At 57.1% G+C, this 19,025-nt stretch carries 13 protein-coding genes; 4 read left to right on the plus strand and 9 right to left on the minus strand.

The genetic code is table 11. The features are described from left to right. Positions 1 to 15: 15 nt before the first annotated feature. From GS12_RS08075 to GS12_RS08085, 3 genes are all read left to right on the plus strand, one after another. Entirely contained in the window at positions 16 to 720 is a 705-nt protein-coding gene (locus tag GS12_RS08075) for a GntR family transcriptional regulator (RefSeq protein ID WP_034945735.1), read from the plus strand. Between the two features lie 202 nt (positions 721 to 922). After that, positions 923 to 2,275, plus strand: a complete 1,353-nt coding sequence (locus tag GS12_RS08080) for a carbohydrate porin (protein WP_034945737.1) — start codon at positions 923 to 925, stop codon at positions 2,273 to 2,275. Between the two features lie 174 nt (positions 2,276 to 2,449). Then, positions 2,450 to 3,793: a hypothetical protein gene (locus GS12_RS08085; RefSeq protein ID WP_034945739.1), complete on the plus strand. Its 1,344-nt coding sequence runs from the start codon at positions 2,450 to 2,452 to the stop codon at positions 3,791 to 3,793. On the opposite strand, the gene bla is transcribed toward GS12_RS08085, so the two are convergent. After that, positions 3,777 to 4,691, minus strand: coding sequence for a class A beta-lactamase (gene bla / locus GS12_RS08090; protein ID WP_052118393.1), 915 nt, complete (start codon positions 4,689 to 4,691; stop codon positions 3,777 to 3,779). The genes GS12_RS08085 and bla overlap by 17 nt on opposite strands. Before the next feature lie 292 nt (positions 4,692 to 4,983). Here bla and acnB point away from each other — a divergent pair, with 292 nt between their 5' ends. Further along, positions 4,984 to 7,581 carry a bifunctional aconitate hydratase 2/2-methylisocitrate dehydratase gene (gene acnB, locus GS12_RS08095; RefSeq protein WP_152601383.1) on the plus strand — a complete coding sequence of 866 codons (2,598 nt, stop codon included), beginning with the start codon at positions 4,984 to 4,986 and terminating at the stop codon, positions 7,579 to 7,581. A gap of 52 nt (positions 7,582 to 7,633) precedes the next feature. Here acnB and GS12_RS08100 read toward each other — a convergent pair whose 3' ends face one another. From GS12_RS08100 to GS12_RS08135, 8 genes are all read right to left on the minus strand, one after another. Continuing rightward, positions 7,634 to 11,317, minus strand: coding sequence for a S6 family peptidase (locus tag GS12_RS08100; RefSeq protein WP_034945743.1), 3,684 nt, complete (start codon positions 11,315 to 11,317; stop codon positions 7,634 to 7,636). A gap of 222 nt (positions 11,318 to 11,539) precedes the next feature. Continuing rightward, positions 11,540 to 12,847 (minus strand): MmgE/PrpD family protein, encoded by a 1,308-nt coding sequence (locus GS12_RS08105; RefSeq protein ID WP_034945746.1) that lies wholly within the window; start codon positions 12,845 to 12,847, stop codon positions 11,540 to 11,542. Continuing rightward, positions 12,848 to 13,762 carry a serine hydrolase domain-containing protein gene (locus tag GS12_RS08110; RefSeq protein ID WP_034945748.1) on the minus strand — a complete coding sequence of 305 codons (915 nt, stop codon included), beginning with the start codon at positions 13,760 to 13,762 and terminating at the stop codon, positions 12,848 to 12,850. Between the two features lie 9 nt (positions 13,763 to 13,771). Beyond that, positions 13,772 to 14,530 (minus strand): ABC transporter ATP-binding protein, encoded by a 759-nt coding sequence (locus tag GS12_RS08115; RefSeq protein WP_034945750.1) that lies wholly within the window; start codon positions 14,528 to 14,530, stop codon positions 13,772 to 13,774. Continuing rightward, positions 14,527 to 15,393 (minus strand): ABC transporter ATP-binding protein, encoded by an 867-nt coding sequence (locus GS12_RS08120; protein ID WP_034945752.1) that lies wholly within the window; start codon positions 15,391 to 15,393, stop codon positions 14,527 to 14,529. The genes GS12_RS08115 and GS12_RS08120 overlap by 4 nt, the downstream gene beginning before the upstream one ends. Then, a complete protein-coding gene (locus GS12_RS08125; RefSeq protein WP_052118394.1) occupies positions 15,386 to 16,321 on the minus strand; it encodes an ABC transporter permease in 936 nt (311 codons plus the stop codon). Before GS12_RS08125 ends, GS12_RS08120 begins: the two co-directional genes overlap by 8 nt. Then, positions 16,318 to 17,382 (minus strand): ABC transporter permease, encoded by a 1,065-nt coding sequence (locus GS12_RS08130; protein WP_034945754.1) that lies wholly within the window; start codon positions 17,380 to 17,382, stop codon positions 16,318 to 16,320. The genes GS12_RS08125 and GS12_RS08130 overlap by 4 nt, the downstream gene beginning before the upstream one ends. 11 nt (positions 17,383 to 17,393) lie before the next feature. Further along, positions 17,394 to 18,989 (minus strand): ABC transporter substrate-binding protein, encoded by a 1,596-nt coding sequence (locus GS12_RS08135; RefSeq protein ID WP_052118395.1) that lies wholly within the window; start codon positions 18,987 to 18,989, stop codon positions 17,394 to 17,396. Between the last annotated feature and the right edge of the window lie 36 nt (positions 18,990 to 19,025).

A 19,025-nucleotide genomic window follows, 5' to 3' on the forward strand; every position in this document is an offset into this window, starting at 1 on the left:
GCTTCGGAGTGTACTATGCCTAAATATATGGAAATTTACCGCGAAATTCGCCTGCGAATTGAGTCGGGAAACTATGCTCCAGACAAAAAGCTTCCGGAGGGCTCGAAACTTGCCAGCGAGTTTTCATGCAGTGAATTAACGATTACTAAAGCGCTTGATTTACTGGTGCGTGAAGGATTAGTTCTGCGCAAACGCGGGTCGGGATCGTTTGTAAAACGTCTGGCCTCCTCAGCCAGTAATTCTCACTTATCAGGTACGGCGGAGCGTTGCGCCCGAGCGGGGAAAAAGCTGGAAACGCGGGTGATCAATTTTACCGCAGAGCCTGCTGATGAGCATGTTGCCCAAAAACTGACCATACCCCGCGGTCAGCTCGTTTATGTTATCCATCGCGTACGCGTTATTGATGGCGTGCCTTCAATTATTGAATATACATGGATGCCGGTCGATCTCATTCCGCAACTCACCCTGACTTACGTTAATCAATCTATTTATCACTACATCACCAGGCAGCTTGGATGGGTCATTCACAGTGCGCATATGACCATTACCGGGCAACAGGCTACGCATCATGAGTGCCAGCAGCTGGCGCTCGTTGAACCCACTGCCCTGATTCAGGTAGAGCAAGTGGCTTTTCTCGATAACGGGAAACTGTTTGAATATTCTATTGCCCGCCATCTGTGGGATTCGTTTAACTTTGAAACCGATTTTGTGCGCGTTTGAATATCAGGAGTTATTAACGGTGTAGGTAACATGGTTTTTTAATATTAAAAGTTATACCAGTCGCTATCAATGACTCTCCTCGTCATTAATAAAGCGCATTTTATTAAGCTATAAACTTCGTTCGGAAACGTAGCATGTGGTAAAAATGCCTTGTGCAAGAGGCAGATAGTTTTCTGTTTAAAATAAAACTGGAAGGGACTTCATGAATAAATTACTTTTATCCGTATTTATTACCGGGGCCGTATTGTCTGGCAACAGCTATGCAGCATTATCTTCAGAGCTGGAAGGCCGTCTGTTGCTGCTTGAACAGCGCTTAAGACAGGCTGAGGCTCGGGCAGGCAAGGCAGAGGAGAAGATACAGCAACTCAGTCATGACGATCGAGCCGTGAATACAGCCGTGGCTAATCCACAGAAAACACCAACGGATACGCAAGCCCTTACGCTTACCGGTTTTAATAACCTCAAGCTGTATGGCGACGTTGAGCTTAATATGGACGGCGCGAGCCGCAGCGGGCAGTTAACCTCAATCAAAACCAACGACGATAAACACTGGAAGCCGGGAAACCATGAACGCTGGGACATCAATGGCCGCTTGTTAATTGGCCTTGAGGGATATACGCGACACGATAACGGCTTCTTTTCTGGTTTTACCGTGCAGCCGCTGGCGAATATCAACGGGAACATGAACGTCGATGATGCCGCATTTTTCTTTGGGGAAGAAAAAAACTGGCAGGTGAAAGTGGGGCGTTTCGAAGCGTACGATATGTTCCCACTCAATCAGGATACGTTTGTTGAATATTCAGGAAATACGGCTAACGATCTCTATTCTGACGGTTATGGCTATATTTACATGATGAAAGAAGGGCGGGGTCGTAGTAACAGCGGTGGTAGTCTCAATTTGAGTAAAAATATCGGTAACTGGTATCTGGAATTAAATACGCTGCTTGAAGAGGGAACCGCACTGTTTGTTGATAAACGCTATCATGGTAATGATCTGGTCAGCAATAAAAACGCAGTTTATTTACGACCTGTTGTCGCATGGAAAAAAGAGGCTTTCTCCGCCGCCGTGGCGATGGAGAGCAACGTCGTTAAAAATGCCTGGCGTTATGAAAATGCACAGGGCGAAACGAGCGACCCGTCGCGTCGTCGTGGCTATGGTTTGACGCTGAGCTGGAACGGGCAGGCGACCGATCCGCAGGATGGCGTTATTGCCAGTTTCAGTACGGCTTATCTGGACGCACAGGATGAGCAAGACTTCTCGATCGGTGCTAATACGCTCTGGCGTCGGTTTGAGGTCGGTTATATTTATGCCCACAATAATATTGAGAAGTTTAACAGCAGTAACGTTATTCAGGACGGAGACGGCGTATTTGACGCCGCAGGGAAATACAGCATTCATACCGTTCATACCTCGTATCTTTTCCCCGATATAATGAATATGAAGAATTTCAACCTTTATCTCGGCGCCTACGCGTCAATGCTTAATAGCGCTGATACAGGGAGCGATGGCGATACGCGATATGGCATGCGTGTACGATTTAAATATCTCTTCTGATTATCAATAACGGCATCTGAACAGGATGCCGTTATTGGTTAACACACCTTTTTATTACCCGCCACTTATCAACGTCGTTACATCCATTCGATGCGCGGCAATGGAACCCCAGGACGAGCAGATACACACAACCAACGGTAAAACCTCTGCCCGGAACCTTTAAGGAATGGTGTGATGATAAAGAATATTGGCGACTATGCCGTGCGGACTGCCGGTGCGGCTATAGAAAAAGCGCAACATACGGCGGCAAATACGCTTCATAAAACCGGACTCCCACAGGGGGCGGCGCATACGGCCAACGCGCTGGGTGTGCCCGAATATGCTCAACAGAAAGTCAGTTCCATATTCGAGCGCCTGGGATTAACAATTAAATCAGGGACGTCATCAGTTCCACGGCTTCCTCAGGAAATTCTCGAACTCATCAGCAATAATGCAGATAAAAAAACCAACGCGGCATTTGCAGCAGCCAGCCACAGTTTTGCGCAGGCCGCCGGAAGTACCGTGCAATCGCTGACATTTTATGGGCCGCACGATCTGCATCTGAGTGCTGAGATACTCAGGCAAAACGAAAGCCTGATTGGCTTTGCCGCCCACGGACTGAAACATTTAACGCTGAATGCCGATCGCTCGCCGGAAGGGGAGTACGACCTCCATGATTTGGAGCAGATCCCGGACTGGATGCGCGCCTCTTTACAGCAGGTAACGGTTAAAGCGCCGCTCACGGGCGAGGCATGGGATTTTCTGCAAACGTTTCCCCATCTGAAAAAGATTGAAATGGCTGATATGACGGGGCCGGTACACAACAGGGTGCTTGATAATCTGCCCGCCAGCCAGCCGGAACTGCACCTGAGTCTGCCTCTTTCGCCGCAAGAGACAGCGCAGCTTCAACGTTTTAATCAGTTGAAAACCGTTCATGTTAGCGTTTCACCCGGCAAGTCTCTCGCTGAAGTGCTGGAACCCTTCACCGCACCTGAGTCAGGTGATGAAGACGTCGCTGAAACAGCGTCGGTACTGCATAATGCCGATATCGCAACGCTGGATTTTACGGTGGCCCGTAGCGGAAATCATCAGCAAACCCATTCCCATTTTCAGGAAAACGATGTGGATTTGCTGCCGCAAAGCCTGAAATCATTGAAGCTGCACGGCATCTCTCCGTCAATAGCCATGCTTGAACAACTCAAAGAAACGGAACTTACCTCGCTGACGCTGGATGAGGCTACGCTGCTCAGCGGTGATTTGCTAAAACATGTGCTCGATCATCCCACTCTGACTGAATTTCACGCGTCAAACGCCGGCCTGAACGCGGCCGATGCGAAAACAATCGCCGCCAGCCCGAGGTTGTCCGCCGTTTATTTGCCGTCCAATAACAGAATAGGTGATGCAGGGCTCCGCGCACTTACCGCCAACCCGCGCATTACGCATCTCGATATTGCCCGCTGTGGCGGCAGCGATCGTCTGTTACATAATCTGGCATTCAACAAACCAGAGCATATTCAACATATTAATTTTGATATCTGACGCTTAGCTGGCGCGGAACGCGCTCAGGAGAGGGAGACAGCACCTCCTGCGCCAGCGCCGCGCCCAGTTCGGCAATCGCCGCATTGCGCACTTCCATGGTGGCGGTTGTTTCGGTGATAAACACGGCGACAACCACCGGCGCGTGAGAAGGCGGCCACATTACGGCGATGACGCTACGCGAACCGTGCCCGCCTGCGCCCGTTCTGTCGCCAATACGCCATGCTGATGGAATGCCCGCGCGCAGCAGCGGCCCGCCTACGGCGTCTTCAATCATCCAGCGCGTCAGCTTTTCACGAGACGCGACGGAGAGCACATTACCGAGAACCAGTTTGCGCAGGGAGGCGACAGCTGCCGCAGGCGTGGTGGTGTCCCGCAGATCGCCCGGCATCGCCTCGTTGAGATCCGGCTCGCGGCGATCGAGACGCGTCACGCTGTCGCCAATTTCACGCATAAAGTGCGTCATGCCTTCCGGGCCGCCAATGCTGGCCAGTATTTTGTTGGCCGCCACGTTGTCACTGGTGCGCATCGTCGCGGCGCACAAACGATCAAGGCTGACCGACTGCCCAATCAGCTTTTCCGCTACCGGGGCATAGGGGATCATCTCTTCCCGTGTAACCCTCGTCGCTTTATTCAGGTCATTTTTACCCGCGTCGGCCTGGTAAAGCAGCGCACCGCAGGCGAAGGCTTTAAAGGTGCTGTTGAGCGGGAAGCGCGCTTCGGCGTTATATAACCAGCGCCTGTCGCTGCCGGTATCGATAACGGCCATCCCGACGCGTGCGTTCAGGCGCTTTTCAATCGCCTGCGCCTTAAGCACAATGGCATCACCGACGGCAAAACTGTTTTTGGCCATGACAAACGACAATACGATCGTACTGAGCGCGTACGTCAGACGTCTCATTAAGTATGCCTCCCCACGTCAATTTCTTTGCGCTACTGTTGGGTGCCATTATTCGCAACGTTCTGAACAGAGTAAAGCCACCGTTAGCGCATACCGTAATGCATTTATTTCAGCCGACATTTTACGCTTCAAAAAATGTTGCTTTTTTGTAAACAGATTAACATTTTCCGGAAATCCTGCTATGCTGGCCGTCGCTGTACCGGGCTCCTTACCCTACCTTTACGCGTTCACGATCGTACGCTGAACCTTTCGGGCGCCCGGAAGCCATTACACTGTGAGCGAGGAGAACGTCGTGCTAGAAGAATACCGTAAGCACGTTGCCGAGCGTGCTGCTGAGGGGATCGTTGCAAAACCGCTGGATGCTTCCCAAATGGCCGCGCTGGTTGAACTGCTGAAAAACCCGCCAGCGGGTGAAGAAGAATTCCTGTCTGATCTGTTAATCAATCGCGTTCCGCCTGGCGTGGACGAAGCCGCCTACGTTAAGGCCGGTTTTCTGGCCGCTATCGCAAAGGGTGAAGCCACTTCTCCTCTGGTCACGCCTGAAAAAGCCGTAGAGCTGCTCGGGACCATGCAGGGCGGCTACAATATCCATCCGCTGATTGAAGCGCTGGACAATAACAGGCTCGCGCCCATCGCTGCGAAAGCGCTTTCCCATACGCTGCTGATGTTCGATAACTTTTTCGACGTGGAAGAGAAAGCCAAAGCGGGCAACGCCTATGCTCAACAGATTATGACCTCGTGGGCCGAGGCTGAGTGGTATCTCTCCCGCCCGGAACTGGCTGAAAAAATCACCGTGACCGTCTTTAAAGTGACCGGTGAAACCAACACTGACGATCTCTCTCCTGCGCCGGATGCCTGGTCTCGCCCTGATATTCCTCTGCACGCGCTGGCGATGCTGAAGAACGCCCGCGAAGGCATTGAGCCGAACGAGCCGGGTAACATCGGCCCGATCAAACAGATTGAAGCGCTCCAGGCGAAAGGCTATCCGCTGGCCTACGTCGGCGACGTGGTGGGAACCGGTTCTTCCCGTAAATCCGCCACCAACTCGGTGCTGTGGTTTATGGGCGACGACATCCCCTTCGTGCCGAATAAAAAAGGCGGCGGCGTGGTACTGGGCGGTAAAATCGCCCCCATTTTCTTCAACACCATGGAAGATGCGGGCGCACTGCCGATTGAAGTGGATGTCGATAACCTGAACATGGGCGACGTGATTGACATCTTCCCCTATAAAGGCGAAGTGCGTAACCATCTTACCGGCGACGTGCTGGCAACCTTTGCGCTGAAAACCGACGTGCTGCTGGATGAAGTCCGTGCCGGTGGCCGTATCCCGCTGATTATCGGTCGTGGTCTGACCACCCGCGCGCGTGAATCGCTCGGCCTGCCGCACAGCAACGTGTTCCGCCAGGCGAAAGACGTGGCGGTGAGCACGCGCGGCTTCTCGCTGGCGCAGAAAATGGTCGGCCGCGCCTGCGGCACCGATGGCATCCGTCCTGGTCAGTATTGCGAACCTAAAATGACCTCGGTCGGTTCACAGGATACCACCGGCCCGATGACCCGCGACGAGCTGAAAGACCTGGCCTGCCTGGGCTTTTCGGCAGACCTGGTGATGCAGTCCTTCTGTCATACCGCCGCCTATCCAAAACCTGTGGACGTAACCACGCACCACACGCTGCCGGACTTCATCATGAACCGTGGCGGCGTGTCGCTGCGTCCGGGCGATGGCATCATCCATAGCTGGCTGAACCGCATGCTGCTGCCGGATACCGTCGGTACCGGCGGCGACTCGCACACCCGTTTCCCTATCGGCATCTCTTTCCCGGCGGGTTCTGGCCTGGTCGCCTTTGCGGCGGCAACGGGCGTGATGCCGCTGGATATGCCGGAATCGGTGCTGGTGCGTTTCAAAGGCAAAATGCAGCCGGGCATCACCCTGCGCGATCTGGTGCACGCGATTCCGCTGTACGCCATCCGTCAGGGGCTGCTGACCGTGGAGAAAAAGGGCAAGAAAAACATCTTCTCCGGCCGCATTCTGGAAATCGAAGGCCTGCCGGATCTGAAAGTCGAGCAGGCGTTTGAACTTTCTGACGCCTCCGCCGAGCGTTCTGCGGCAGGCTGTTCGATCAAGCTGGGCCAGGCGCCGATTATCGAGTATCTCACGTCCAATATCGTCCTGCTGAAGTGGATGATCTCGGAAGGCTACGGCGACCGCCGTACGCTGGAGCGTCGTATTCAGGGCATGGAGAAATGGCTGGACGATCCGCAACTGATGGAAGGCGATGCCGATGCGGAATACGCAGCGGTGATCGACATCGATCTGGCGGAGATCAAAGAGCCTATTCTTTGCGCGCCAAACGATCCTGACGATGCGCGTCTGCTGTCGGACGTGCAGGGCGAGAAGATCGACGAGGTATTTATCGGCTCCTGTATGACCAACATCGGCCACTTCCGCGCGGCGGGCAAGCTGCTGGACAGCCATAAAGGCCAGTTGCCAACGCGTTTGTGGGTCGCGCCGCCAACCAAGATGGACGCCGCGCAGCTCACCGAAGAGGGCTACTACAGCGTGTTTGGTAAGAGCGGGGCGCGCATTGAGATCCCTGGCTGTTCGCTGTGCATGGGTAACCAGGCACGGGTGGCAGACGGCGCGACGGTAGTCTCTACCTCAACCCGTAACTTCCCGAACCGTCTGGGAACAGGCGCGAATGTCTATCTCGCCTCGGCCGAACTCGCTGCGGTCGCGTCCCTGTTGGGCAAGCTGCCAACGCCGGACGAATACCAGCAGTTCATGAATCAGGTCGATAAGACGGCGGTGGACACCTACCGCTACCTGAACTTTGACCGCCTGCCGCAGTATACGGACAAAGCGGACAACGTGATTTTCCAGACCGCGATTTAACAAAACGGCCAGAGCCATAACGATAAAAGGGACGCAGCTGCGTCCCTTTTTTTCAGAAGCTTACCTTAATGCCACTGTGAATTCCCCAGTCATCCATGCCCTCTTTTTGCAGGCGCTTTTGATACTGAAGCTGACCGTTCAGCGCAACGTTCGGGTGGAGTTGATAAGCAAGGTGCGTTTTGAACTGCGCACTGTCGCCGCCGCGCCCGGAATCAAAACGAGCATGTTGTAAGCCGTCGCCAATCACTGCCTGATTCGCCTTTCCCGGACGATGAAGAAGATGGATTTCGCTGCCAACGTTGAGTTGATTTTCATAGTCAAATGTATACTCCATACCGGCAGAATAGATCGGGTTGTGCGCGATCTTATAGCTCACCTGCGCAGCATCTTTATCGCGGAAACGGTCAATAGCCAGATGCTGCCAGAGCAGTCCGGCGACCGGCGTGAAGCGGTGGCGTCCCTGCTGCATTCGCCGGCCGATTTCAGCACCCGCGTGCCAGATCTGTGCCGTAGGGCTGGCAACGCCGCCGCGCAGATCGGTAGTGACATTGCCTTTAAAGCGGCTGTAACCCAGCGGCACGTTTAGCATCAGGCCATTATTATGCTGCCATGTAAGCTGCGTATTCAGCGACAGCGTGTTGAACGTGGCTTTACTGTTACCATCGCGCGCGTTTGGCGTCAGGGAAAGTGAGCCTTTACTTACGCCAGCGCTGAACGCCAGCTTTTGCTGCTCCCCAGCGTAGGTTTGCCAGCGCGACCCCATTAACCAGCCGCTGTAATGGCTGGAGAAGTCGTAGCCATAATTGTTAAAGCTGCCTGCGGAATGGTAGCGATCGCCGCCGCGATAGCCCGATAAGAAAAAGCCAGCATCGTCGGCTTTTGCCGCATCATTGAACAGGCTGTTGATTTCTTCATCCACGCGCAGAAAAGCGGTGGGCATGGAAATGTAGGAAGGCACCTGCGGAATGACCGCCGGACGAATGTTGCCTGGCTGCGGCTGCGGCGCGGGCTGCGGCACCGGTTCAGGTTTGGGCTGAGGCACGGTTTCAGGTTTGGGCTGAGGCACGGTTTCAGGTTCTGGCTGAGGTGTGGATTCCCGATCCGGCACCGGCTGCGGAGCAGGTTCTTCCGCAATGGCGTTTCCCTCTTCGTTCAGCATGATGTTTTGCAGCCGATAGTCCCAATACTGATCGCCTTCGCCGCTCACCAGCCGCTCTTCTCCGGCGGCTTTGCCGGGCGCAAATGCATACAGGCCCCAGGCCCAGGCACCGCGCGCGACGTATTTACCCGCCAGCTTTACCCGATCGGCGGCGGAGTGTCCGCTAACCTGAACGAGGGAGACGCCTTCGTGATTGTCAGCTTTACCATCATGATTACTGTCTGTGTCACGCCACCCTGCCTGGGAAACCACGTCCACCAGTAGCGGCGCATCGTTTTTCATTGTCAGATCGCCATCGATCAAGAGCCGGTCGGTCGCGTTGGCGGTAAAGGCGGAATGAAGCCGGGCGCTGCTTCCGCTGCCTGCGGTCAGATTGCCGGTTTGGAGCGTAGACCACGCGTCGTCGCGCAGGCGATTAGCGCCCGGCGCAATAAAAACGTTGTCACCCAGTATGACCTCACTCAGGTTACCGCTGCCGGAAAGCTGCGTGTCTTGTGCCATGGTCAGCGTAGACGTGAGGCGTCCGTTGACCTCCAACTCGCCTTCTTCCACGTTGACGCCGCGCGCGTTGCTAACCTGACCTGCTAACGTCAGGCGGCCCGGTCCGGTTTTGTTTACCCCGCCCGCACCGCTGATATCGGCGGTGATACGCGCCGCCAGCGGTCCCATCGAGCTGCCGCGCTGGCGGATGTCCGCCAGGAGTTCGCTGCCGTCGGTCAGGTCAACACTGCCCTCCAGCGCGCTGTGGGCATAAACGGCCAGCTTAGCGCCCGACTGTATACTGACAGCACCATGTAGCGTGGCGTGATCGCTGAGCGTCAGGTTCGCCCCGCGCTCAACCACGACGTTTGCCGCGCTGTAGCGCTTCTCTTCCCAATCGTTATCGAAAAAGACGTTGCCGGCGTGGACGACCTGCGCACCAGCAAGCTGAAACGTACCCCGGGCAACGGACAGATCGTGAATTTGCGCACCACCGGCCAACTGCCAGGTGGCATCCGCCTTATCCGGCTGATAGCGCAGGCTCAGGTTTTTTGCGCTCTCTTTATCGCCGAACTGGCCAAGAAATAGCTGGCGGTCGCCGGTCAGCGTCAGCAGCGCGGGCCGCGAAGCGCTGCGGTTGACAATACGTGCGCCCTCGTCATTATGCTTGATCTCGCTGAAGCTGAGCGCATTGCCGTTAACGTCCAGCGTGCCGCCGCGATAGCCAAAGCGAATATGTGTTGTCGGCAGCTGATCGGCACTGTTCAGAACCACCGTTGGACGTCCGCTGACCAGTGTTATTTCCGAGAAAGCCTGTTTCCGACCGTTTTCATCGGCCTGCTGATCGAGCACAACCGTACCGTCGCCGGTATTAAGCGCGCCTTCGTTGATACCGCTGGCGTTAACGTGCAGCGTGCCCTCGCCAATCTTGTGCAGCGCATCGTTCTTCAGGCCGTTAACCTGCCAGGTGACCGTCTTGTCTTTATCGACGTCAACACCGCCGCCGACCCAGTGCGCCGCATCAGGCGACGCAGCCCTGACAAGATAATTGTTGGAAAATTGCAGCTTGCCCGCGCCCATATTTATCGCGCTGGTCAGCTCAATGGCGCCGCCTTCGCCGTTGAAACGCAGATCTTTGGTGGCATCCAGTTGCTCGTTGGTGGCGAAGGAAGGCGGCAGGGTTGTCGCCAGTCCGTGCCACTGCCACTGCTCTTCGCCCTGCGCGATCCTGTCTGCATGCCACTGAATAGTGCCTGACGCCGCCGTATCCTTCACGTTCGGATCGCTGTTGGCCGCCAGCACGCTGGCGATCAGGGCCGAATCCATATAGGCGGCGTTGCTTTGACGATCGTAGTTCGTCGAACCGTTGACGCTTACCGTCACCCCAGCAACTTTCCACTTCATTGCCACAGAGTCCCAGGCCAGAACGGCGCTGCCGCTGTCGCCGGGGGCAGCGCCAAGCGATAAAGGCGTATCCCGGTTCATTTGCCAGCGAATCATGGTATTTAGCGTGAGCTCTGCTGCCGACATGACGCCAGCGCTTTTCCACTTGTAAGCAGGGGCCAGATCGGTGCTGTTGAGTTGATCGTCGGCGATCTGGATCTGTCTGCCTGCGCCCGCGCGGACGAAGTGGGTATAGCGCGTGGGCTGTGAAAGCAGCTCACCCATACTCACTTTTTCCATGGGCGCAACATCGGTGACCACTTTATTCAGGCGCGGAACATGAAAATCGGCATGACCGGAGTTATTGCGATTAATTAACTTATAGCTTGTGGCGTACTTTGCCTTATTTCCCCAACTGGTCGTCTGGTAACCGCCGTTGTGTTTGACACTGACGATGTACGAGGGATAAATAAGGGTGGCATAGCCGTCAGTATTAACTGCGCTGAAATCAGGAAGAGGAAAATCAAGATAGCCCGCCAGCGTATTATCTTTTCTCGTAACGGCAACGCCTGTCGCGTCAACCTTATACTTCCCCTTATTTTCTGCAAAATCCCGGTAATCCTGTACTGCGATATCGTGCCGCATAACACCGGCATGAAGTGGAACCGCGGAGAAAAGTGAGCAGACAAAAAGGGCGAGCGGATGTTTTTTCATTGAATCTTCCCTGAAGTAAAAATCGCGTCATGCGTTGAGCAGGATTGGCGCGGTTGTGTCTGACCGGGCCGTGGTAATAATATAATCGGAATTTTCCCGAAGGCCTTTACCTGGATCGCATAATAAATGATTGGTAACTTTCAGAAGGCGACCAGGAAGAAAAAAAATTAAAGGGCGGCGCGGTCAGATAAGCCAGGACAGCCCGGCATAACCGGGCGGAATTCAGATAATCATGCTGCGTAAAAAATTCAGCGAGCGCTCGTTTTCTAACTGGCCCAGCCGCTGAAAGAGGGCGGCGCTCTCTGGTAACGTCTTGCAGCAGTCGGCGAACTTCTGCGCGCGCTCGTCGGCGCTGAAGGGCTCAGCGAGCGAGCCTTTTGCGCTCAGGCGCTGATGGCGAAGCGTGCGCCCGTCCTTCAGCACGATCGCCACCTGATGAGGCAGATTGTCCGCCTGCGCTTCTTCGTCTTCACGCCAGCTCTCCATGGTGATGCGCGACAACAGCGGATGCGCGGCCTGCTCGCGTACGCGCGCTGGCGTGAAGTCCGCCACGCTCAGCGAGCCGGATTCCAGCATGCGCATCACGCAGTAGTTCATCGAAAAACGCGCCTGCATCTCGTCTTCCGGCGCGGTATACGCCAGGTTACGGAAGTTAGAGATGCCCACTTTGCACCTCACCGAGGCCACGTCGTCGGCAGTAAAGTGCGTTTCCTGTTGCAGATCCGCAATCACATCCAGCACGCGGTGGGTGGAGCCGCAACAGGGATGCTTTTTCGGCATTACGCCAACGGTTTCGACCACGTGCTGCGTCTCGGTCAGCCAGCGCTGCATTTTTTCAGGGGTAAAGCGGCTGCCCGCAAAAAGCTGATAAAACCCCATTTCGCCTTCCAGAATATCCAGCCTGCCGCTCATACCGCTGGCGGCAAGCGTGGCGGCATCCACCGCATTTCGTGCCGCCATACCGGCATGGAAAGGCTTCAGCGGCGTACCGAACTGCCCTTTGACGCCGCTGGCGAGGCTCACCGCCACGCTCAGCGATCGGGCAATGCCTGCTTCGTCCAGCCCTTTCAGCCAGGCGACGCCTGCGGCGGTGCCGATGCAGCCAACGGTAGAGGTGCCGTGCCAGCCAGCGGTGTAGTGCGACTGACTCACCAGTTCACCCACGAACGCCTGCGCCTGAAGGCCGACCAGCCAGGCATTAACCAACGCCTCGCCGTCGCGATCCTCCTCCAGCGCCACCGCCAGCAGGGCCGGCACCAGCACCGCCGAGGCGTGGCTCATGCCTGGGCCAAAATTATCATCATAGTCAATGGCATGTGCCGCCGTGCCGTTCAGTAAGGCCACAATGGCGGCGGGACGGTTTGTATAACTGGCCCACGCCTCGCGGACGGCGAGGACGGAGAAATCATCCCGTCCGGCATAGAGGCAGGCCAGCGTGTCGGTGATGGCTTCCCGCGCCAGGCGACGGGCCGTTGCGCTGAAGCGCGGTTCACGCGCGCACCAGGCGGCGATAGTTTCAATCACGGTCATTTAGCGTTCTCCCAGTTCATCCAGCAGCAATTGCAGTAGCTTTCCCACCTGAAAGCGATTCACCTCGCGGCCCGGGCTGTCGGTGTCGACACGATGCACTACCACGCAATCTAACGCGGGCATCACCAGGCAGATGTGACCGCCAGCGCCCTGTGCCGAATAGCTGCCTTCCGGCAGAACCGCCTCCGGCCAGCCGATACCGTTTCGCGTCACCCACCACATATAGCCATAGGCGCCGTGGCTCCCGGCGTGCGAAATGGGGCGGGTGCTGGTGTCTGTCCAGCGGGCGGGGATCACCTGCTGCGTCTGCCAGCGGCCCCGTTGTAGAAAAAGCTGGCCGAAGCGGGCGAGATCGCGTGTGGAGAGCCGGAAAGGCCAGGCGGGGTGATCGGAGAAAGGGCCGTCTTCGTACCAGCCATCCCGTTCGGCATCGAAATCTTCCATGCCAGTGGGTTGCGCGATGCGCTGCGCAAAAGCCTGATGGATGTTTTCGCCGGTCAACTGGCGCCAGATGCTGCCCAGCGCGTTGAAATCCCAGTTGCTGTAGCACCAGTTTTCGCCGGGCGCATGGTGATGGCGGGGCGGTTTGATGCGCTGCATCCACGGCGTTTCATAATTCGCCGGATGAGAGATCCCCGACCGCGCCGTCAGCAGATCGTACACCGTCGCCTGCTTTTCAACCTCCGATAGCGGCTGGCGATCGTCAATCCCCAGCGCGGCGAGCGTCAGTGAAAGATCGAACCGTCCCTCCGCCACCGCCTGGCCGATCAGCGCGCTGAGAAAGCTTTTGCGCATTGAGTGGCACTGATAGCGACGTTCAACGTCGCCGTAGTGATATATCAGCTTGCCGTACTGCAAAATCATTACGGCGGCGGTATCCATGCCGCGCAGCGTGTTTTCCAGGCGAGTAAACATCGCTTCTCCTTACGCTTCGCTGGCTGCCAGAAAGCGCTGAGTGTACGCCTCGCGAGCCACGCCGCCGCGAACCTCCTCTGCCGTCAGCTCCTCCAGCAGCCGGCCCTGATGCATTATTGCCACCCGCTGGCACAGGTGCGTCACCACCGCCAGGTCGTGCGTGACCATCAGATACGTTAATTGACGCTGCCTGCGCAGCGCGGCGAGAAGATTAAGAATTTCGGCCTGTACTGAGACGTCAAGCGCCGAGGTCGGCTCATCCAGCAGCAGCACCATCGGTTCCATGATCAGCGCGCGCGCAATCGCCACGCGCTGGCGCTGCCCGCCGGAGAGCTGGTGCGGATAGCGGTAGCGAAAGGCGTTATTCAGCCCTACGGCATGCAAAACGTCGCTGATGCGCGACGCTTTACGATCAAAACCGTGCAGCGTAAGCGGTTCCAGCAGCGCATCGCAGACCATCTTTCGGGGGTGAAGCGACGCGTATGGATCCTGAAACACCATCTGCACCTGACGATAAAATTCTTTATCGCGTCGTGGCTGCTGCTCTTTGTTGTTAAACAAAATGGCGCCGTGATAGTCGCTGTTCAGGCCGGCAAGCGCGCGCAGAATGGTCGATTTGCCGCAGCCTGATTCGCCGATCAGCCCGTACGCGTCGCCTGACGCCAGGGTCAGACTGACATCGTCCACCACCTGGCGCCGCTGGCTTCCCTCGCCGAAGGCGATGGAGAGATTGACCGTTTCGATACGTCTTAACTGTGTTGGGATCATAATGCCACTCCGTTACGCCAGGCCGGGCCGTGCAGCCACGCCGGATCGCGGGCCGGCACGCTCAGCGTATCAACCGGATAGTGCAGACGCGGCTGGCTGGCGAGCAGCGCCTGAGTGTAAGGATGCTGCGCGAGATGCAGCTGGTTTGCGGCAATCTCTTCAACGATGCGTCCGGCATACATCACCAGCACGCGGTCGCAAAAACGCGAAACCAGGTTGAGATCGTGGGTAATGAACAGCAGGCCGGTATTGCGTCTGGCCAGTTGCTCATCAAGGATGGCGAGCACCTGCTGGCGCACGGTCACATCCAGCGCGGAAGTTGGTTCGTCAGCGATGATCAGATCCGGTTCCGGGATCAGCATCATGGCGATCATCACCCGCTGGCCCATGCCGCCGGAAATTTCATGCGGATAGAGACGGCAAACTTTTTCCGCATCGCGAATGTGCACCGACTCCAGCATCGCCAGGGTGCGTTCGCGGGCGACGCGTTTTGAGGCCTGTGAATGCAGGCGATACGCTTCCGCAATCTGGTCGCCGATGCGCATCAGCGGATTCAGCGAAAAGCGAGGATCTTGCAGGATCATCGAGATGCGGTTACCGCGTATGGTACGCATCTTTTTTTCGCTGGCGTTGAGCAGATCCACCTCGCAGAACTGCATCCGATCGGCGCTGATACGGGCAATGTTGGGCGTGAGTTTGAGCAGGGCCCGACAGGTCTGCGACTTGCCGGAGCCAGACTCGCCGACGATCGCCACTTTCTCCCGGCCCACGCTGAAGGAGACGTCTCTGACCGCATGGTTGTCCTCATGGGCGCCTTTAAAAACAATATTCAGGTTCCGCACCTGGAGCAGGGAATCAGTCATGGCGGAGATCCATTACGTCGCGCAGGCCGTCGCCCAGCAGGTTAAAAGCCAGACTGGTAAACAGGATCGCCAGGCCGGGGATCGCAGCGATAAAACCGTGGTTCAGCATAAACTCGCGGCCTGACGCCAGCATCGCGCCCCATTCCGGGCTGGGGGCCTGCGCGCCGAGGCCAAGAAAGCCCAGTCCGGCGGCGGTCAGAATAATCGCGGCCATGTTCAGCGTCACGCGCACCACTACCGACGGCAGGCAAACAGGGATAATGTGCCGGACAATAATATGCAGCGAGCTGGCGCCCTGTAAGCGCACGGCGGCGATGTAGTCCATCTTGCGGATTGAGAGCGTTTCCGCGCGCGCCAGGCGGGCAATCGGCGGCCATGACGACAGGGAGATGGCGATGATCGCGTTCTCGATGCCCGGCCCCAGCGCGGCCACAAACGCCAGTGCGAGGATCAGGCTGGGGAAGGCGAGGAAAATATCCACCAGCCGCATCAGTAGCGTATCGACCCAGCCGCCCAGATAGCCCGCGCTGGTGCCAATCAGCAGGCCGAGCGGGGTGATGATTATCGCAGTCAGAAAAGCGATATACAGCGTGATGCGCGCGCCCCACAGCAGGCGGCTGAAAATATCGCGACCCAGTTCGTCGGTGCCCAGCCAGAAATCCGATCCCGGCGGTTGCAGGCGATGCGCCAGGTTCTGCGCAAAAATGTCGTGATTGCTCAGCCAGGGCGCGAACAGCGCCGCAAAAACAATCACCAGCAAGACTGCCAAACCAAACAGCGCGGAGTGATTGGCGCAAAACCGCCGCCACTGGAGCCAGATCTGCTGCATGCGTGCCTGAAATGACGAGGCAGGCTCAGGCGTGCTCAGCCAGTGACGGAGCGCCGAGCGGCGTGGCGCGGGCAGGGATTTACTCAGGGAGTCGGTCATGTTGCCTCCTGACGCGTGCGCGGATCGAAAATGCGATAGAGCAAATCGCAGAGCAGGTTGAGCGCCACAAAAATCGCGCCGGTCAGTAAGGTGCAGCCGACCACGGCGTTCATGTCGCCCGCCAGCAGGGCGTTAGTCAGATAGCGGCCAAAGCCCGGCCAGGCGAAAACCGTTTCGGTCAATACCGCGCCTTCCAGCAGCCATGCCCAGGAGAGGGCGATCACCGTCAGGGTGGGGACGGCGATATTACGAAAGGCGTGATTCCAGACGCAGCGCGCGCGGGAAAGCCCCTTCACGCGGGCGGTGATGATGTACTCCTGCGACAGCTGTTCGATCATAAAGCTGCGCACCATCCGGCTGATATAGGCCAGCGAACTGAGGCCGAGGATCGATGCCGGCAGAATGATATGGCTGAAGACGTTTTTAAATACCGCCATATTGCCACTCAGCGCGCTGTCGATAAGCCAGAAGCCGGTGACCGGCTGGAGATCGAACTCGTAGCTGAAATCAATGCGGCCCGGCCCGCCGATCCAGCCCAGCGTGGCGTAAAAGAGCAGCAGCCCCATCAGCCCCAGCCAGAAGTGCGGCGTCGAGTAGCTGAGCAGGCCGATAAAGCGGATCAGGTGATCGAACCAGGTATTGCGATACATCGCCGAGAGCACGCCTGCCGGCACGCCCAGCCCGACGCCAATGATGGCTGCGACGGTCGCCAGCTCCAGCGTTGCCGGGAACACGCGGGCAATATCCGTCGCCACCGGCTGGCTGGTGGTCAGGGCGGTGCCGAAGTCGAGGTGAACCAGCTGCCACAGATAATCGACAAACTGCAACCACAGCGGCTGATCCAGCCCCAACTGGCGGTACATCTGGTCATAGGCTTCCTGACTGGCGTTGTCGCCGATCACCGCCACCACCGGATCGATCGGCAGCAGGCGACCAATAAAGAACGTCAGCGCGGCCAGCCCCAGCAGCGTGCAGAAAACCGAGAGCGTGCCTTTCAGCCCCCGTTTCAGGCGGCGGAACAGCGGCGACGCCTGCGGAGAGTGTAAAGTGACCTGCGACATAACCGCCTCCGTTATTTTTCTGCGGCGCCGTACCACACGCGAAAACCATTCCACGTCCAGTTTTTCACCGTCGGGCTGACGCCTGCGGTGTTATACATCTGGAACATGATCGCCATCGGGCCTTTCTCCATTACCGCACGCTGCAAATCGGCGTACATGGCGCTGCGCTTCGCGTCATCCGGCTCCAGCAGCGCCGTGTTCACCGCGTCGTTCATAGTTTTATCAAAATAGGCGGCGCGCCAGCTTGGATACTGCGTCGCGCGCGCCTCTTTACGGTTGTCCGGGTTGTAGACCAGCCGCGAGGCGTTGCCATAGGCATCCGGCACCGATGTCTGCCAGGCCATCATCGCGCTCTGAAATTCACGACCGCGCGCGCGGCTGAACAGCTGCGCATTCGCCATACGCTCCAGCGAAAGCTTCACGCCCACTTTGGCGGCGTTTTGCTGAATGCTCTGCGCAATCGGCGCGGAGTGCGGCAGGGTGCCGAAAATCACCGAGGCGGAGAAGCCGTCGGGATAGCCCGCTTCGCTCAGAAGCTGTTTAGCTTTCGCCAGATCGAGTTTAAACGGCTGCCCCTCTTTTTCGTCCAGCGCGCCAAATGCGCCCTGTTGCGCGAAGCTGGCGCGAGGGACGCCGAGGTAAGGCATCACACTTTTCCCCAGCCCGTCGTAGTCAATCAGGTAACGCATCGCCAGACGCACTTTTTCATTTTTGAAGATCGGATCTTCGTTGTTAAACGTCCAGAAAAACAGCTGTGGTTTCAGCACCTTATCAACCCTGATCTTGCCGCCTTCGTCCAGCGTTTTGAGATCGTCCGCCGACAGATCGCGGGCGATGTCCACGTCGCCTTTGGTTAACAACAGGCGCTGAGTGCCGGTTTCCGCCACGTGACGGATCAAGATGCGTTTCAGCTTCGGCGCCGTGCCCCAGTAGTTCGGCGCGGCCTGAAGTACTACGCCTTCGCCAGCGTTCCAGCGCATCAGCTGGTACGGTCCGACGCAGGCGGTGTGGGTGGAAAGGTACTTGTGCCCCATATCGTCGCCGACCGCCTCTTTCTCCAGCAGCTTGCGGTTCAGCAGCGTGGCGACGTTGTTGGCGGCAATCGCCTGAAGCAGCAGATTAGTGGGATAGGCTTTGTCAAAGGTCATCACCAGCGTGGCGTCGTCCGGCGCGGTAATCAATCGATCGACGTTTTCCTTGCTGAAGCCATACTCGGTCAGAGTGGCACCGTTGCCGTAACCCAGTTTGACCACGCGCTGTAGCGACCAGGCAAAGTCTCTGGCGGTGGCCGGTGAACCATCGGCAAATTTGAGGTTGGGTTGCAGGTGAAAGGTGAGGGTTTTGCGATCCCCGGACACGTCCCAGCTTTTTGCCAGCTCCGGCACCACTTTCTTTTCATCTTTCACGTCAAACGACGCCAGCGTGTCGCAGGTGTTCATAATAATTTCATTGGTGACCACCTCACCAATTTGTGCCGGGTCCCAGGTGCTGATCGCATCGATATTCCACGCCATGACCAGCGAGTCGGGCGGCGTGGCCGCGTGTGAGATGCCGCTGTAACAACCTGCGGCCAGCACGGCGGCGCTCAGTGCATTGCGTTTTAGCATAAACGTTAACTCCCAAAGGTTGAGCGGTTTACAGCG

Origin of the sequence: Erwinia oleae (genome assembly GCF_000770305.1) — a bacterium.
Lineage (GTDB): Bacteria > Pseudomonadota > Gammaproteobacteria > Enterobacterales > Enterobacteriaceae > Erwinia > Erwinia oleae.

What these genes read in the sequence shown, in the direction of transcription:
- GS12_RS08075 (WP_034945735.1), top strand. Translation starts at nt 16, where the DNA reads ATGCCTAAATATATGGAAATTTACCGCGAAATTCGCCTGCGAATTGAG.
- GS12_RS08080 (WP_034945737.1), top strand. Translation starts at nt 923, where the DNA reads ATGAATAAATTACTTTTATCCGTATTTATTACCGGGGCCGTATTGTCT.
- GS12_RS08085 (WP_034945739.1), top strand. Translation starts at nt 2,450, where the DNA reads ATGATAAAGAATATTGGCGACTATGCCGTGCGGACTGCCGGTGCGGCT.
- bla (WP_052118393.1), bottom strand. Translation starts at nt 4,691, where the DNA reads ATGAGACGTCTGACGTACGCGCTCAGTACGATCGTATTGTCGTTTGTC.
- GS12_RS08100 (WP_034945743.1), bottom strand. Translation starts at nt 11,317, where the DNA reads ATGAAAAAACATCCGCTCGCCCTTTTTGTCTGCTCACTTTTCTCCGCG.
- GS12_RS08105 (WP_034945746.1), bottom strand. Translation starts at nt 12,847, where the DNA reads ATGACCGTGATTGAAACTATCGCCGCCTGGTGCGCGCGTGAACCGCGC.
- GS12_RS08110 (WP_034945748.1), bottom strand. Translation starts at nt 13,762, where the DNA reads ATGTTTACTCGCCTGGAAAACACGCTGCGCGGCATGGATACCGCCGCC.
- GS12_RS08115 (WP_034945750.1), bottom strand. Translation starts at nt 14,530, where the DNA reads ATGATCCCAACACAGTTAAGACGTATCGAAACGGTCAATCTCTCCATC.
- GS12_RS08120 (WP_034945752.1), bottom strand. Translation starts at nt 15,393, where the DNA reads ATGACTGATTCCCTGCTCCAGGTGCGGAACCTGAATATTGTTTTTAAA.
- GS12_RS08125 (WP_052118394.1), bottom strand. Translation starts at nt 16,321, where the DNA reads ATGACCGACTCCCTGAGTAAATCCCTGCCCGCGCCACGCCGCTCGGCG.
- GS12_RS08130 (WP_034945754.1), bottom strand. Translation starts at nt 17,382, where the DNA reads ATGTCGCAGGTCACTTTACACTCTCCGCAGGCGTCGCCGCTGTTCCGC.
- GS12_RS08135 (WP_052118395.1), bottom strand. Translation starts at nt 18,989, where the DNA reads ATGCTAAAACGCAATGCACTGAGCGCCGCCGTGCTGGCCGCAGGTTGT.